We start from the raw sequence: 15,492 nt of genomic DNA on the forward strand, positions 1-15,492 counted from the left end.
TATCGATTTATCGCAGCTTGTCGTAGGAGGTTTTTTGGCTAGGGTAATCAACATAAAGCGCCCGGAAAGAGGAGCAATGTTCGTAAAAAAATAGAATACCAAGAGGAAAAGTTATGAAATTGGGTCCATCTATTCTTTCAAATTGCGCTGCGGCTTTGGGCGTCATCGCCCTTATAGGTTCAACCTCCCCTCTTGCGGCTCAGGAATCCGACAAGACCGTCGCGCTTCTTCAGCAGCTCCTGCGCTTCGACACATCCAACCCGCCGGGACGAACGCTGGAGGAAGTCACCTACCTCAAAAAGGTCTTCGACGATGCCGGCATCGAAAATGAAATCATCAAGACCCCCAAGGATGGGGTGGCTCACTTCATCGCGCGCCTGAAGGGCGATGGCAGCAAGAAGCCCGTGCTTCTGGCTGCGCATTCGGATGTGGTGCCGGTCGAACGGCACACCTGGAGCGTCGATCCGTTTGCCGGCGAAATCAAGGATGGCTACGTCCTGGGGCGGGGCGCCATGGACTTCAAGGGCGGACAGGCGGTGTTCGTCCAGGCGCTCCTCGATCTCAAGAAGAGCGGCGTCGCACTGTCGAGGGACGTGATCTTCCTGGCCGAAGCCGACGAAGAAGCCGGCGATTACGGCACCGACTGGCTGGCGAAAAATCACTGGGACAAGATCGATGCCGAATTCGTCTTGAACGAAGGCGGCTGGATCTTCCAGGACAAGCAAGGGGTCACCCGGCAGGTCAACATCACGACGCGTGACAAGATCTATGCAGGCCTCCGGCTCAAGGTGACGGGTACGCCCACCCACTCCTCGCGCCCGCAACCGGACAGCGCGGTCGGCAAACTGACCCGGGCCCTGGCGAAATTGTCGGTGTGGGACACCGAGCCCACCCTCACCGGCCAGACCAAGGCCTATTTCCAGGCCCTTGCCTCGAGCGCAACCGGGCAGATGAAGCGGGATCTCCAGACGCTGGCCTCGAGCAACGACCCTTCGGCGCTGAAGAAAGCCGGAAAACGCGTCTCCGCCACCGGCGATTATCCGCTGCTCTGGCATGCCCTGATGCGCAATACGGTGGCGACGACGATCATCAAGGCCGGGGTGAAGGAAAACGTCATTCCCGGCACGGCCGAAGCCTATGTGAATGTGCGCCTCGTGCCAGGCTCGACACCCTGGGACGTGCGAAGCCAGGTCGAGAAAGCCATCGCCGATCCGGATATCAAGATCAGCGTCGACTCCAGCCTTTCGGAAGACGATGCCAAGGCCTATTACAAGAAGCGCACGGAAGCCGAGGCATCCCCGACCGATACGCCCCTGTTCAAGGCTCTCGAAACGGCCGGCAAGAAGACCTGGCCCGAAGCCACCGTGGTTTCGGCCCTGTTCGAGGCCGGCACGGATGCTTCCGCCTGGCGGGACCGCGGCATACCGACCTATGGCATCTATCCCTACCCGCTGGACAATGAAACGCTGGAGCGCATGCACGGCAATGACGAGCGCATCGCCGTCAAATCCTTGAAGGAGGGTACGGCTTTCATCTACGACACGCTGGTCGGCGTGGCCGCGAAGTGATCGCCGGCCGGCCTTCTAGCAAGTGGGAAGGCCGGTTTGGAATGCGGCGCCGGGCCTCCGGTGCCGCGAGCTTCACTCTGTTGCCCGACCCATCATCCCGGTTAGCGTCCCGCTCTGCGTGAGAATGGCGTCGCCCATATAGGCAAGCGAGGTGAAGCTGCGCTCCGCCGCCTCCTTGTGACCGGTGCCACAGGCATCCTCGATGATGATGGGCACGAAGCCGAGATCGGCGCCGTGGCGGGCCGTCGGCTCGATGCCGATCTCGATGGCAACGCCCATGATGGCGAAGGCGGTGAGGCCGCAATCGCGCAGGATGGTGGCGAGCGGCGTGTCGGCAAAGGCCGAGAAGGTGATCTTGTCGAGGATAGCCTCGTCCTCCCGCGGCGCCAGTTCCGGCGTGATCTCGAAGCCAGGGGAAGAGCGCAGGAACCAAGGCTTCACCGCCGCGGGATCCTCGGTGCGCTGCCAGGCCATGGCCTGGCGATATTGGAAGCGACCCATCAATTTGGGCGGCATCGACATGTGGCGCAGGAAGACGACGCGGTAGCCGCCGGCCCGCGCGGCCTGCAGCACGGCGGCATTGCGCGCGGTGATGGCGGCACCATCGGCGATCTGGCCGAGGATGCCCACCTGCATGTCATAGACGATGACGGCCATGCGGTCGGGCCGGCAGAGCTCCGCGAGAGAGCCATGGAGTTCGAGACCGAAGGGAGTCTTCATGGGGTTCGGCTCCTTGCGAGTGTGGCAGCCGGCCAGCGACGACCGGTGCCGTGACTGTCCCGCACCTTACGGCGGGCGCGCCCGCAAATCATCCCTCCCGCCCTTGCGAAAACGGGCGGGTCCTGCCCGCCCGTCCGCATCCCGGAAAATCGGCGAGCTTATTCGGCCGATTGTACTGCCTTGGCGTCATGCAGAACGCCATGTGTCTCCAACTCGTCCAGGAGCCCCTTCCACAGCGAGATGCACAGGCCGATCATCACCAGGAGGAAGGGAGCGGCGGCGATGATCGAGGCCGTCTGCAGGCCGGCGAGGCCGCCCATCACCAGGAGCACGCAGGCCGAGGCGCCGGCGAGCAGGCCCCAGAGCACCACGATGCCCGCCTGCGGATGCGGTGCGCCCCTGCTGGAAAGCATGCCCATCACCACCGAGGCGGCGTCCGCGCCGGAAACGAAGAAGATCGCCACCAGGAACATGGCGATGGTCGAGGTCACCGTCGCCATCGGATATTGGGCCAGCAGGGCGAACAGCGATACCGGCGCGCCCTGGTTCTTGACCGCCTCGACCAAGCCGCCGGCGCCCATCAGCTCCGAATGGAGGGCGGTTCCGCCCATGATGGTGAACCAGATGAAAGTAACGGCGCTGGGAATCAGCAAAACGCCGATCACGAATTCACGGATGGTGCGGCCGCGCGAGATGCGGGCGATGAACACGCCCACGAAGGGTGCCCAGGAGATCCACCAGGCCCAGTAGAAGATGGTCCAGTTGGCCAGCCACTTGCCGTCGCTGAAGGCGGCGGTGCGGAACGACATCGAAACGAGGTCGCTGAGATAATAGCCGAGCGATTCGATCAGCGTGTCGAAAATGAACACGGTGGGACCGAAGGCTGCCAGGAAGAGCAGCAGTACCACCGCGATCACCATATTCATGTTGCTGAGGAACTGGATGCCCTTGCCGACGCCGGACACCGCCGAGAGGATGAAGAGCACCGAGAGCACGGCGATGATGGTGAGGGCGATGGCGGCGGATTCGCCGGTGCCCCACAGATAGTTCATGCCGGAATTGATCTGCTGCGCGCCCAGGCCGAGCGAGGTCGCAGTACCGAACAGGGTGGCGATGATCGCCAGCACGTCGATGGTGCGGCCGATCGGCCCGTGCACCCTGTCGCCGATCAAAGGCTGGAAGGCGCTGGACATCAGCGTCGGCAGATCGCGGCGATAGCTGAAATAGGCGAGCGCCAGCCCGACGACGGCATAGATCGCCCAGGGATGCAGGGCCCAATGGAAATAGGCATATTGCATCGCCACGATCGCCGCTTCCTTCGACTGCGGCTGGGCGAGCCCATGCGGCGGCGCGCCGAAATGCGACACGGGCTCGGCCACGCCCCAGAACATCAGGCCGATGCCCATGCCGACGCTGAACATCATGCAGACCCAGGAGACCGTGGAGAATTCCGGCTTCTCGTCGTCATGGCCGAGCTTGATCCGGCCGAAACGGCTGAAGGCCAGAAAGCCCGCGAAGACCAGGAAGAACGCCGTCGAGACGACGAAGCTCCAGCCAAAGGCATGGATGATGCCGTTGAGCGTCGCCGTGGCGACACTTGTCAGGCTGGCGGGGAAGAGCGTTCCCCATAATACGAAGCCTACGACAATAATAAGCGCCGGCCAGAAGACACCGGAATCCGATCCACGAAGCATTGCGCGCGACAAAACGATCGTTCCTCCCCCGTTGAAGCGGGCGCTTCATCGTCTGCCAGCCGGGATTTCGACGTTCGCGAGTCCCAATAGCCACGCCCCTACGTCATAGTGCCGCGATATACCTTTGCAATCCGCCCTAGTACCGACCTTCGGGGTTCCGAATCCGACCCCGGATCGCAAAAGCCGACGGACATGCGCGGCAATGGGCGGAGGCGGGCGCGCATCGTCTAGAGCGTATCTTGTTTAAGTTGGTTCATAGCCCGCTGCCTGGAAGTAGTTCGCGCATTCGGCTGGGCTGAAGAGGTGGATGATCGAGCCGACTGCCTCCCATAGGGCATCGATGGTCCTTTCGGCCTTTGCCCGTAGCAGCGCCTTGAGTTTGGAGAACGCATTTTCAATTGGGTTGAAGTCGGGGCTGTAGGGCGGCAGATAGAGCAGGCTCGCACCTGCCGTCTCGATCGCATTACGCACGCCGGCGGTCTTGTGGGCCGGCAGGTTGTCCATCACGACAACGTCGCCGGGCTCAAGGGTCAGGACCAGGACCTGCTCGACATAGGCAAGGAATGCGTTGCCGTTCATGGCGCCGTCATAGACGAAGGGCGCGGTCATCCCGGTCAACCGCAGGGCGCCGGTGAAAGTGGTCGTTTTCCAATGACCGTGGGGAACGCCCGCCCGGCAACGCTCACCACGGGGCGCTCTTCCACGCAAGCGCGCCATCTTCGTCGACAGCCCCGTCTCATCGATGAACACGAGCCTTGCCGGATCGAGATCGAGTTGACCGTCGAACCAAGCCTGGCGGCGTTTCAGGATGTCGGGCCGATCCTGCTCCAGTGCATGTGCGGACTTTTTTTGAACGTCCAGCCATGGCCACGAAGCCAGGCGCTCAGGGCACTGCGGCTGATCCCGACCGATTGCTCGGTCTCCAGCCGCCGCACCATCTCGTTGAGCGTGATGTCCTTACGTTCCTCGATCAGCCCGACGATGAAGGCTTCATGCACATCGAGGCTGGAGGAGCGGCTACGGCCAGGCCGTCGAGGCGCCAACTCGCCTACCTTCGCTCGTGCTATCCAGCGGATCGCACTCGAAACGCCGACACCGAACCGCGCTGCAGCCCGACGCGCCGACATGCCTTCTGCCGAGGCCTTCAGGACCCGTGACCGTAGATCTCCGCTCAGGGCTCTTCCCATCATCAACCTCTCCCACAAGGCAGATGTTGAATCAGCTCACAAGCCACCTGTCACATCACAATCGATTCATCGATCGCAGGACATGCTCTAGGCTTTCAGGATAGAAAGCCAGGCTCGTCATCGCGAGCCTGGCCAATCGAAGGATCAGGCTCGCAGCGACGGCACGGCGCAGGCAGCCGGCACCGGCTCGCTGAGGCCAAGCTGCTCGCCCCAGCGGCAAAGGGCAGCGCTGCTGGCGATGAGGCCGGCGCCGCGCTCGCTCAGGGAATAGACGACCTTGGCCGGCATCTGCTCATAGACCTTGCGGTGGATGAGGCTGTCGGCCTCCAATTCGCGCAGCTTTTGGGCCAGCATCTTCTCGCTGATCGTCGGAATGGCCCGGCGCAGCCGGCCGAAGCGGCGGGCGCCGGTGTGGAGCTCGCACAGGATGTCGAGCTTCCATTTGCCTTCGAGCATGCGGATCGCCGCCGCAAAGCCGCAATCATTCGCCGTATCCGTCATGCCCCTCTCCTTCGCCAGCCCTTACCACCCCGTAACCACTTACGTGGGCGTGCGTATTGAGCGCCGCCACGCCAGCTCCATCTGCCCGAGGACGACGAGAGGCGCGGCAGGCATTCGTCAGCCCGCGCCGGTGGATATGGAGTGTCGACATGAAGCTTGCAATCGCGGTGCTGGGAACGGGACGCATGGGATCGGCATTGGCGCGCGCCCTGCTGGGCGCCGGCCACGAGGTGACGGTGTGGAACCGCACCCCGGCCAAGACCGGGCCGCTTGCCGCCCTCGGTGCGGTCGTCGCGCCCTCCGTGGCCGAAGCCGTGGCGGCGGGGGCGGTCGTCATCGTGAATGTCAGCGATTATGACGCCACCGCCGCGCTGCTGCGCGAGGCAAGCGTCGCCCGGGCCCTCGACGGCAAGCTCGTGGTCGAACTCACCTCCGGCACGCCCCAGGGCGCACGCGAGGCGGGAGGCTGGGCCGCCGCGCAGGGCGCCGCCTATCTCGACGGCGCCATCATGGCGACGCCCGATTTCATCGGCACCGAGGCCGGCACCATCCTGTTCGCCGGCTCCGGCCAGGCCTTCGAGGCGAACAAGCCGGTATTCCTCGCCCTCGGCGGCAATGTCCAGCATGTCGGGGAGGATGCCGGCCTCGCCAATGCACTCGACAGCGCCCTGCTCGGCCTGATGTGGGGTGCGCTGTTCGGCACGCTGAACGCCATTGCCGTGTGCCAGGCCGAGGGGGTGGCGCTCGGCATGCTGGGCCGGCTCTGGCAGACCTTGGTGCCGGTGATCGACGGCCAGGTCGCCGACCTGATCAAGCGCAATGAGACCGGGCGCCTGGCCAGCGACGAGCAGAGCTTCGCCTCGATCGCCACCCATCACCACGCCTTCGAACATTTGCTGGTGGTGATGCAGGCCCGTAAGATCGACCTCGGCGTCGTCCTCGGCCAGGACAGCCTGTTCCGGCGGGCGCTCGCGGCCGGCCGGGGTGAGGACGATTTTGCCGCATTGTCGCGCTTCATGATCGGGGAAGCATAGGTGGGCACCGGTTCACGCAAATGCCATTCCCATTGGTGCATTTGTGATTTGCGCACGACGCTGGTGGCATGGGCCGTACAGCCGGTTTCATCGAGGGGAGAGGTTGCCAATCACGGCTTGCGCCACGAAGATGCCAAGATGGCATATTCAAGAGAAATGCTCGAGCGAGCTCACCGTCAGACAACCAATCATCGGCAAGAGCTGGAAAAGAGCGCGAGTTGTGGCTGTTTCTATTGCTGCCAAACCTTCACGGTTGCCAAGATCGAGGAATGGATCGACGACGAGGAGGGAACGGCGCTCTGCCCTTACTGCGGCATCGACTCCCTCATCGGCTCCGCATCCGGCTACCCTGTCAATGACCGGGAGTTCCTGCAGGCCATGCACAAGCTTTGGTTCGAATAGCGCGTCCTCCGCCCGTTCACAGTGCCAAGGGGATCTTGCACAGAGCCGCTGTCACGCGAATGCGATTCCCCCACTAGAAACTGTGATTTGCGTGCGAGGTTGGTGGCATGGACAGTACCGGCAGTCCGTCGAATCGGACTGCCCGGGCATGGCGCCCGCCAAGGCAAGGCGCGTATGGACGCGCGTTGCGATCGCAAGGACTTATCATGGCATCTCGGCGTATCTCGCCCCCGCTTCTCGCGGCCTTCCTCTTCCTCGTCATCGGCCTCCTCAGCCTCGCTCCGTCGCCGGGCGGCGCCCGCGCGGCCTCTGCCGATATCGACGTGAACGACATCATCACCGATCCTTCTTCCCCCGTGCTCGGCAATCCCAAGGGCAAGGTCACCATCATCGAGTTCACCGATTATCGCTGTCCCTATTGCCGGGTGATGCAGTCGCGTCTCGACGTCCTCCTGCGCGAAAACAAGGACATCCGGCTGGTGATCAAGGAATGGCCGATCTTCGGGGAAGCCTCGGTCTATGCCGCCAGGGTGGCGCTCGCCGCCAATTGGCAGGGCAAATATGGCGCAGTGCATGCCGCCCTCTTCGCCCTGCCGCGCACCATGGACAAGGACGCCGTGCGCGAGGCGGCCGGCAAGGCCGGCGTCGATCTCATCAGGCTCGACAAGGATCTTGCCGCGCGAGGTCCCGAGATCGCCGCCATGCTGGCCAGAAACGATGTCGCCGCCCGCCTGTTCCAACTCCAGGGCACGCCCGGCTTCGTGATCGGCCATGACGTCTATTTCGGCGCACTCAGCCTGGAGCAGTTGCGGCGCTATGTGAAGACTGCAAAATAGCCAGGTTCAATAGCCGGCAAATGAAAAACTTCTTCAATGCGGGCTCGCCGTCGGCCGTACCACGATCTCGCTGACATCGACGTCATCGGGCTGGCCGATGGCATAGGCCAGCGCAGCGGCCACGGCCTCCGGGCTGATGGTAACGGCCCGGAACGCCTTCATCGCCTCCCGCGCGGTGGGATCGCCGATCGAGTCGGCAAGCTCGGAGGTGGTGGTGCCCGGCGAGATCACCGTGACACGGATGCGATCCGTCTCCTGGCGCAGCCCGTCCGAAATGGCGCGCACGGCAAATTTGGTGGCACAATAGACCGCGGCGGTGGGCGAGACGCGATGGCCACCGATCGAGGAGACATTGACGATCTGCCCGTTGCCCTGCTCCTCCATGATCGGCAGCGCCGCAGCGATACCGTACAGCACGCCCTTGATGTTGACGTCGATCATGCGGTCCCATTCCGCCACGCGCAGTGCCGCCAGCGGGGAGAGCGGCATCACCCCGGCATTGTTGACCATCACGTCGAGCCGTCCGAAAGCCTGGCGCGCGAAGCCGGCAAAGGCGGCGACCTCGGCCTGCGACGTCACGTCGAGCGGGCGCACCCTCACCTCGCCGCCTGCGGCCGTGATCGCCGCAGCGAGGCTCTCCAGCCTGTCGGTACGGCGCGCGCCGATCACCACGCGGGCACCCGCCACCGCCAGCACCCTGGCGCTGGCTTCGCCGATGCCGCTGCTCGCGCCGGTGATGGCCACGACTTTTCCTGCAATTGCACTCATCTCATATGTTCCTTGTTGAGGTGTTCGCGCCGAGGCGCGGCATCAGGCCTCCGCCGGCTCGGGAAAATCGGCGCTCAGCGTGGTCTCGGCCCAGGTCTCGAAATTGAAGCTCAGCGCCTCCAGCCTTTGGCGGGCGATGCGCAAGGCCGGCGCCCCGAGCAGCAGGCGCAGCGGCGGTTCCGGCGCTTCGACCGCCTTGATGATGGCAAGCGCGGCGCGGGCGGGATCGCCGGGCTGCCGCCCGGAAACGGCGCGGGTCTGCCCGCGGCGCCTGCCGGCGGTCTCGGCATAATCGGCGATGACGGTGGGCGCCTCCACCATGGAGCGGCCAGCCCAATCGGTGCGGAAGGCCCCGGGCTCGACGATCGTCACCTTGATGCCGAGCGGCGCGACCTCCTGGGCAAGCGATTCCGACAGGGCTTCCACCGCGAATTTGGTGGCGTGGTAATAGCCGGTCGCCGCAAAGGCCACGAGGCCGCCCAGGGACGAGATATTGACGATATGCCCGCTCCGGCGCGCCCGCATGCCGGGCAAGATCCGCTTGGTGACGCCGATCAGCCCGAAGACATTGGTTTCGAACTGGGCCCGGATTGCCGCGTCCTCGCCCTCCTCGATCGCCGCCAGATAGCCATAGCCGGCATTGTTGACGGCGACGTCGATGCGCCCGAAGCGAGCCTCGGCCGCCGCCACGGCCTTCTCCACCGCGCCGGGATCCGTCACGTCGAGTTTGACGGCGAGAGCGCGCTCGCCATGCGCGGCGGCAGGTTCGGCCAGCGCTTCCAGCCGCCGCGCTGCCAGGACCGCCCGCCATCCTCTGGCGAGAACGGCCTGTGCCAATGCCTGGCCGAGGCCTGAGGAGGCCCCCGTGATGAACCAGACCGGTGTTTGCTTTGTCATGTCGGTATCCTCTCTTTCGGCCGGAGCGCAGAGTTCCAACCCGGCAGCCGCTTAGCGGCGCCGAAACACCATGCCGCCGTGATGCAGCGTGTCGCGGTCGACGAATTCGCCATCTGCGGTGAAGCCGGTGTCGTCCCAATAATCGATGTGCGCGCCGCGGACCTCGTAGCGGCCGCGATAGGCACTCCTGCGGCTGCCGCGCGCTTCGTCATAGCGCCCGTTCGCCAGCAATTCCTGCCGGATATGGCCGTCTTCCGTGACCCACATCCCCACATAGGGGTGTTCAGCCATGTTCGCCTCATTTGTCATGATCTGATCCTGGCCGGGAGACGGCGCATTCGAGGCCAGCGCCGGGTTCGCTCCCGTCAGCAGGGTCACGACCACCGCATGGGCCGCGATCTGCGTGGCGACATTGCAATGCACCATGGCCATCCTCCTCGCGTCCGGTTCCCATTTCGCACGGGGCCGACCATCGGCCCCGCTGGAACGCACCCTAGACCGACGAATTGGCGCGATCGAGTTGCCAATCTGAAATGACTTGGTTAGATTATCTAACCAATGACCGATGTGTTCGAAGGCATGTCCACCTTTGCCGCCGTGGCGGAGGCCGGCAGTTTCCGCCTCGCCGCCGAGCGACTGGGCGTCACCCGCTCCGCCGTCAGCCAGGGCCTGCAGCGCCTGGAGGATCGCCTCGGCGTCGCGCTCGTGCAGCGCACCACGCGCAGCGTGCGCCTGACCGAGGCGGGCGAACAGTTCTATCGGACCGTCAGTCCGGCATTGTCAGAGGTGAAGACGGCGCTGCGGGCAGTTCAAGACGAACGTGGACGCCCAACCGGCACGCTCCGGATCAGTGTCTCCTCGATCGCCGAGACCTTCCTGTCCGGCGCCGCCCTGACGGGGTTCCTGCAGGCCCATCCCGGCATCCGTCTCGACCTCACGGTGACGGACGAGGAAGACGACATCGTGCAGGCCGGTTTCGATGCCGGGGTGCGGCTGGGCGAGGTGATCGAACAGGATATGATCGCCATCCCCGTTTCGGGCGAACAGCGCCAATTGGCTGTGGCCTCGCCCGACTATCTTGCCCGCTGCGGCACCCCGCAGCATCCGCGCGACCTCCTGGCCCATGACTGCATCGGCTGGCGCGCCCGACCCGACCTCGCCCCCTATCGCTGGGAATTCACCGAGAACGGCCGTGACTTCGAGATCGCCGTCGAGCCCAAGGTGACGACCAACGACATGGCCACCATGATCCGGCTGGCCCGCGCCGGTGCCGGCATCACCTTCGGCGTCTACGACACTTTTCGCAGCTATCTCGATCGCGGCGAACTGATGCCGCTGCTCGAAACGTTCGGGCCACCCTTTGCCGGCTTCTATCTCTATTACCCACGACGCCAGCGCCAGCCGGCGAAGCTGCGGGCGCTGGTCGATCATCTGCACAAATGGGCACGCCATGCCGATGTGTCCTGAAATACAACGGACAGATCGCTTTCTCGGCCATGCAAGTTGGCGAAACCGCATAACTCACTGAACCGACTGGATAAGCGACGTAAAATTTACTGCGGATATGATTGACAGCCAGACCCAAACGGACAACTTGGGAAGGAATGCTTCTATAGCGTAGGAAGAAATGGCCAATCCACTTCAGCAGATTTTTCGCCGTGTACGAGCGGCAAAATCGAAAGAAGATATCGAAGAATTCCATTTGACCGATGGATATGTTTTCTCCGAGCCTTCGCCGCAGAATGCAGTCGACTTGATCCCGGGATGGAATCACGCCTTCCCGTCGGAATTGGGCATCCAGGCGGGGCCGGCCCATATGCATGAGGACGGCAGGATCCATTGGGCCATTGAGCAATTCGGGCCCGTCGCAGGCCGGCGCATTCTCGAATTGGGTCCCCTGGAAGGGTCCCATTCGATGATGCTGGACAGGCACGGGCCGGAGGTCCTCGACGCGGTGGAAGCCAATAAGAAAGCGTTCTTGCGCTGCCTGATCGCCAAGGAGATCTTCGGTCTGCAACGCGCCCGTTTTCACCTTGGCGACTTCGTCAAATGGCTGGAGCGAAAGGACCCGCCCTACGACCTCATCGTGGCCTGCGGCGTCCTCTATCATATGGAAGAGCCGCTGCGATTGCTCGAACTGCTGGCGGCAAGGACCGACGCGATATATTTCTGGACGCATTATTTCGACGAAACAGCCATGCCACCCGAAGATCTCAGGCGCGTCCCGTTCAAGTCGCAGAAGCCCCCCTATAAAGAGCTTTGCCACGAAGTCGCGTTTCACGGCAGGAATGTCAAATTGCACGAGCGCAGTTATTATGGCGCCTGGAAGAAATCGGCATATTGCGGCGGCCCGGTCAATCGACATTACTGGATGGAGAAGGAAGACCTTCTTGTAGTTCTCGGGGCTCTGGGGTTCGACGACCTGCGCATTGCCCATGACGATCCCCAGCACGTCAACGGTCCGTCATTTTCCGTCTTCGCCCGGCGAACGGTTCAGCAGGCTGAAAGGTAAGACAACGTGTTGGGGCTAGCGAATTTCATCCGTCGGGGCATCAAGACCAAGGCGAAGAAGAACGAGCGCCAAAAGGAAAGTCCCCTGGTGCTCGAGCGAAAATTCCGGGAAGCCTATATCGCGGAAAGGCCGGTCGATCTCGAAGCCGTCGAGGAGTTTCGCGGCGATGCTTTCCCCATCAGCGGTCCGGCCTGCTGGCTCGACCGGCCCAACGCGCTGCTGGAGGTCGAACGTCGCCATGCCGCCGGCGAGCTCAGCGATGACGAAGCCGCGATGTGCAAGCAATGGATATTCGAGGGTTACTACGTCGCGCCCGGCCTGATCGAAGCGGAACTCCTCGATCGCGTCTGGACGGCCTATGAAAAAGCGATCGCCGAGGGGACGATAACCGCCCCTGCCGAAAGCCGAGGCCCCGAGGATATCCATCCCGGCCGTACGCTTGACCCTCACATCCCGGTGCCAATCCTGCGCGAGCTGCAGCAACACCCCGGGATATTGAGAATTTCCGACGTGCTGTTCGGGCGCAAGACCCTGCCGTTCCAGACCATCATGGGACATAAGGGCAGCTGGCAGAGCCCACATTCCGACACCATCCACATGACGACCTATCCGCTCGGCTATATGCTGGCCAGCTGGATAGCATTCGAGGATGTCGGCACCGATTGCGGGCCTCTGGAATATTATCCGCGCAGCCACAAGCTCGTACCTCCCCTGCTCAGCGGGGAACTCGGCATCCCGCCCCGAGCCTTCAAGGAAAATATGGGCGTCTACAGCTCACGCTACGAACCGACCATCCGCCACTACATCGATATGTTGGGCCTCGAGCCGAAATACTTCCTCGCCAAGGCCGGGGACGTCTTGTTCTGGCATGCCGACCTGCTGCATGGCGGCTCGCCTCGCAAGGATCTCAAGCTTTCCCGCAAGGCAATGGTCTGCCATTACTTCGCGCAGGGCGCGTTCACCTATCACGACCTTTCGGGCAATGCCACCCGCCTGCATAAGAACGGGCTCTATGCCCCCCCGGCGATCGACGAGCACCTGTAACGCCCTCCGGCAGGACAATATCGGAAAGATCTGAAAGGTCGCGTGGACGGGATGTACCCTCGAGATCAGGCGCTGCGGGGCTTTGGCTTAAGCCGGCGCCAGATCGGCGTGACGACATAGCTGATCACCGGAATGGTCACCAATCCCACGCCAATGCCTGCCAGTCCGGAGCCCGCCGCCTGGACCAGCCATGATACCACTCCGCCGGCCGCCGGCAGGCTGTGTGCCGCCGCTTCGGCGGTCTCGTGGAGGAAGTGGCTGACAGCACCCAAGCCATAAGCCTCGAAGCCATGCAGGATGATGCCGCCACCGACCCAGATCATCGCCGCGATGCCGATCAGGCCCAGCACCTTGAGGAAATGGGGCATGCCGACGACGAGAGCGCGACCCATTCCGCGCAGCAGCCGGCCCATTGGCGAAGGAGAAGTCGCCTTCGCCATCGCCACACCGAGATCATCGGCCTTCACGATAAGGGCAACCACGCCATAAACCGCGGCCGTGATCCCGATACCGACCACGGCCAGGATGACGGCCTGCGCCACGAAGCTACTGTCGGGAACGGAGCCGAGCGTGATGGCCATGATTTCGGCGGACAGGATGAAATCCGTCTTGATCGCGCTCGCGACTTTCTGGTCCTCGAAGGATTGCGCATTGGGATTGATCGAAGCGAGCTCCGCTTCATGCTGATGGGCTGCGTGCGGCACGACAAGTTCGTAGATCTTCTCCACGCCCTCATAGCAAAGATAGACTCCGCCAATCATCAGCAGGGGCGTGATCGCCTGCGGCGCAAACAGGCTGAGCGCAAGCGAGGCCGGCAACAGGATCAGAAGCTTGTTCTTGAGCGAGCCGGCGGCGATCTTGCCGATGATCGGCAACTCGCGCTTGGCCGCAAAGCCGGTGACGTAGCGCGGCGTGACGGCCGCATCGTCAATCACGACGCCGGCTGCCTTGGCACCTGCCTTGGCCGCCTGGCCTGCGATGTCGTCCAGCGAGGCGGCGGCAACTTTTGCCAAGGCCGCGACATCGTCGAGAAGGGCGATCAGGCCAACACTCATTGCACCCCCAATTCAGCTCCGTAGCAGTCAATACCGGACGGGGATGCCATGTTTCAAGCCCAAGAACGCCATTGTGTGCGCTTGCTCGCGCGTGCAGCATGGAAGGCCCTCTCCCGTGGCAGCCACTATTCAGGCCACCGGGCTGCGGCGGTCGTGTTTTGTGTTTTACAAGCAAAGACCCCGCGGAGCGAGGCACACGCGGGGCTTGTTGTGTATTCGGTTATATTTGGTTGCGGGGGAACGCAACTAAGCTTTACGCTCTGGCACGCCATAGTGTCCGAAATCGCGGTTTCCTGCGAGATTATGATGTAGGTGATTGTCCAAACGGCTCACTTCAAAACCACCATGGGAACTGCGAATACGGATCGACACCGGTGCCGCGTGCCGCTTCAGAGCACAAGAAAGAGAACGATGTCATGACGTTCGCGGCATCGCTCTTTGGCTGCTTTGGCGGGAAGCTTATTTCTTCTCGTCGTCGGGATGGCCGAGTTCGCAGAACCATCCCCCCAAAAACTTGACCGATGGCGCCTTCGGATCGGGGACGGGAGTCCTGGCCTCCACACTCGCGCGGAAGCTTTCGGAATTGTCGAGCGGCACGAAGCCGAGATGGTCGGCGCCGCTGTTGTCGACCATCTTGACCGTGTTATCCGAAATCCCGAACGAGATGGTGTGCCCAACGCGCGGCGCGGTCAAAGACGCTTCCACCAGGCGCACGCAGTCGGCGAAGGAGAGATAGGACCAGAGCATGCGCCGGTCCGTCGGTTCCGGAAAGGACGAGAAGATCCGCAAGCAGGCCGTCTCGATGCCGAACTTGTCCCAGTAAAGCCGGCTGAGGCTTTCGACGAAGTTCTTCGACACGCCGTAGAGGCTGTCGGGCCGCACAGGCGCGTCGACACCGATGTGGGATTCGATTTCGTGAAAGCCGATCGCATGCACGGATGAGGCGTAGATCACACGTCTGGTGCCGTGTTTCCGGGCGCCTTCATAGATATGATAGGAGCCGCGAATACTCGAATCCAGGATCGTCTGCCAAGGACTTTCGAGAGATGCACCACCGAAATGGACGATCGCGTCGCAGTCCTCGGTGGCGGCGATCGTCGCTTCCATGTCGGACAGATCGAATACTGCCTCTTCCTCGTTCGGAGCCAGGTTCTCGAAAGGATGACGCCCCGCCAGCCGGATCTTCTCAGCCAGCGGCGCGAGACCCGTACGCAAATGGCTCCCCAGTCGGCCGGCAGCGCCGGTGATCAGGATACGCTTGTAAGGGGGCATGA

Annotated in this window: 16 protein-coding genes; 7 read left to right on the forward strand and 9 right to left on the reverse strand. The window is 63.0% G+C overall.

The window, feature by feature from the left end:
* Window positions 1–113 precede the first annotated feature (113 nt).
* A complete protein-coding gene (locus tag ACIGJE_RS32370; protein ID WP_415087356.1) occupies window positions 114–1,568 on the forward strand; it encodes a M20/M25/M40 family metallo-hydrolase in 1,455 nt (484 codons plus the stop codon).
* A gap of 72 nt (window positions 1,569–1,640) precedes the next feature.
* Here ACIGJE_RS32370 and ACIGJE_RS32375 read toward each other — a convergent pair whose 3' ends face one another.
* The 4 genes from ACIGJE_RS32375 to ACIGJE_RS32390 all read right to left on the reverse strand — a co-directional run bounded on the left by ACIGJE_RS32375 (window position 1,641) and on the right by ACIGJE_RS32390 (window position 5,670).
* Entirely contained in the window at window positions 1,641–2,288 is a 648-nt protein-coding gene (locus ACIGJE_RS32375) for a cysteine hydrolase family protein (protein ID WP_483680660.1), read from the reverse strand.
* A gap of 158 nt (window positions 2,289–2,446) precedes the next feature.
* Window positions 2,447–3,982 (reverse strand): BCCT family transporter, encoded by a 1,536-nt coding sequence (locus ACIGJE_RS32380; protein WP_394315108.1) that lies wholly within the window; start codon window positions 3,980–3,982, stop codon window positions 2,447–2,449.
* 243 nt (window positions 3,983–4,225) lie between these two features.
* Window positions 4,226–5,169 (reverse strand): IS630 family transposase gene (locus tag ACIGJE_RS32385; protein ID WP_483680231.1). Its coding sequence is split into 2 segments (ribosomal slippage): window positions 4,226–4,836 and window positions 4,836–5,169, totalling 945 coding nucleotides; the frame shifts between segments, so codons are not numbered across the junction.
* Window positions 5,170–5,313: 144 nt separating this feature from the next.
* Entirely contained in the window at window positions 5,314–5,670 is a 357-nt protein-coding gene (locus tag ACIGJE_RS32390; protein ID WP_415087316.1) for a winged helix-turn-helix transcriptional regulator, read from the reverse strand.
* A gap of 149 nt (window positions 5,671–5,819) precedes the next feature.
* Between ACIGJE_RS32390 and ACIGJE_RS32395 the strand changes: the two genes are divergently transcribed.
* The 3 genes from ACIGJE_RS32395 to ACIGJE_RS32405 all read left to right on the forward strand — a co-directional run bounded on the left by ACIGJE_RS32395 (window position 5,820) and on the right by ACIGJE_RS32405 (window position 7,942).
* Window positions 5,820–6,704, forward strand: coding sequence for an NAD(P)-dependent oxidoreductase (locus ACIGJE_RS32395; RefSeq protein ID WP_415087315.1), 885 nt, complete (start codon window positions 5,820–5,822; stop codon window positions 6,702–6,704).
* Window positions 6,705–7,106, forward strand: a complete 402-nt coding sequence (locus tag ACIGJE_RS32400; protein WP_311943004.1) for a hypothetical protein — start codon at window positions 6,705–6,707, stop codon at window positions 7,104–7,106. It begins immediately after the preceding gene.
* Window positions 7,107–7,312: 206 nt separating this feature from the next.
* Window positions 7,313–7,942, forward strand: coding sequence for a DsbA family protein (locus tag ACIGJE_RS32405; RefSeq protein ID WP_415087313.1), 630 nt, complete (start codon window positions 7,313–7,315; stop codon window positions 7,940–7,942).
* 33 nt (window positions 7,943–7,975) lie between these two features.
* Here ACIGJE_RS32405 and ACIGJE_RS32410 read toward each other — a convergent pair whose 3' ends face one another.
* Genes ACIGJE_RS32410 through ACIGJE_RS32420 form a run of 3 tightly spaced genes read right to left on the reverse strand, consistent with a single transcriptional unit; the run spans window position 7,976 to window position 10,033 of the window.
* Complete coding sequence (locus ACIGJE_RS32410) at window positions 7,976–8,710, reverse strand: SDR family oxidoreductase (RefSeq protein WP_415087312.1); 735 nt, start codon at window positions 8,708–8,710, stop codon at window positions 7,976–7,978.
* Window positions 8,711–8,752: 42 nt separating this feature from the next.
* Window positions 8,753–9,607, reverse strand: coding sequence for an oxidoreductase (locus tag ACIGJE_RS32415; protein WP_483680663.1), 855 nt, complete (start codon window positions 9,605–9,607; stop codon window positions 8,753–8,755).
* Window positions 9,608–9,658: 51 nt separating this feature from the next.
* Window positions 9,659–10,033: an Atu4866 domain-containing protein gene (locus ACIGJE_RS32420; protein WP_394315070.1), complete on the reverse strand. Its 375-nt coding sequence runs from the start codon at window positions 10,031–10,033 to the stop codon at window positions 9,659–9,661.
* A gap of 132 nt (window positions 10,034–10,165) precedes the next feature.
* On the opposite strand from ACIGJE_RS32420, the gene ACIGJE_RS32425 reads away from it, so the two are divergent.
* The 3 genes from ACIGJE_RS32425 (at window position 10,166) to ACIGJE_RS32435 (ending at window position 13,163) form a co-directional block, all read left to right on the forward strand.
* A complete protein-coding gene (locus ACIGJE_RS32425) occupies window positions 10,166–11,074 on the forward strand; it encodes a LysR family transcriptional regulator (RefSeq protein ID WP_415087310.1) in 909 nt (302 codons plus the stop codon).
* Between the two features lie 160 nt (window positions 11,075–11,234).
* The gene (locus ACIGJE_RS32430) at window positions 11,235–12,119 is read left to right on the forward strand and encodes a class I SAM-dependent methyltransferase (protein ID WP_415087309.1); all 885 of its coding nucleotides are present in this window, start codon (window positions 11,235–11,237) and stop codon (window positions 12,117–12,119) included.
* Window positions 12,120–12,125: 6 nt separating this feature from the next.
* Window positions 12,126–13,163 carry a phytanoyl-CoA dioxygenase family protein gene (locus ACIGJE_RS32435; protein ID WP_415087308.1) on the forward strand — a complete coding sequence of 346 codons (1,038 nt, stop codon included), beginning with the start codon at window positions 12,126–12,128 and terminating at the stop codon, window positions 13,161–13,163.
* Window positions 13,164–13,228: 65 nt separating this feature from the next.
* Here ACIGJE_RS32435 and ACIGJE_RS32440 read toward each other — a convergent pair whose 3' ends face one another.
* Together ACIGJE_RS32440 and ACIGJE_RS32445 are read right to left on the reverse strand one after the other, a co-directional pair.
* Complete coding sequence (locus ACIGJE_RS32440) at window positions 13,229–14,218, reverse strand: DUF808 domain-containing protein (protein WP_367626915.1); 990 nt, start codon at window positions 14,216–14,218, stop codon at window positions 13,229–13,231.
* A gap of 459 nt (window positions 14,219–14,677) precedes the next feature.
* Window positions 14,678–15,490 carry an NAD-dependent epimerase/dehydratase family protein gene (locus ACIGJE_RS32445; RefSeq protein WP_483680666.1) on the reverse strand — a complete coding sequence of 271 codons (813 nt, stop codon included), beginning with the start codon at window positions 15,488–15,490 and terminating at the stop codon, window positions 14,678–14,680.
* Window positions 15,491–15,492: the final 2 nt, after the last annotated feature.

It is taken from the genome of Labrys sp. E2SS-1L (assembly GCF_057073705.1).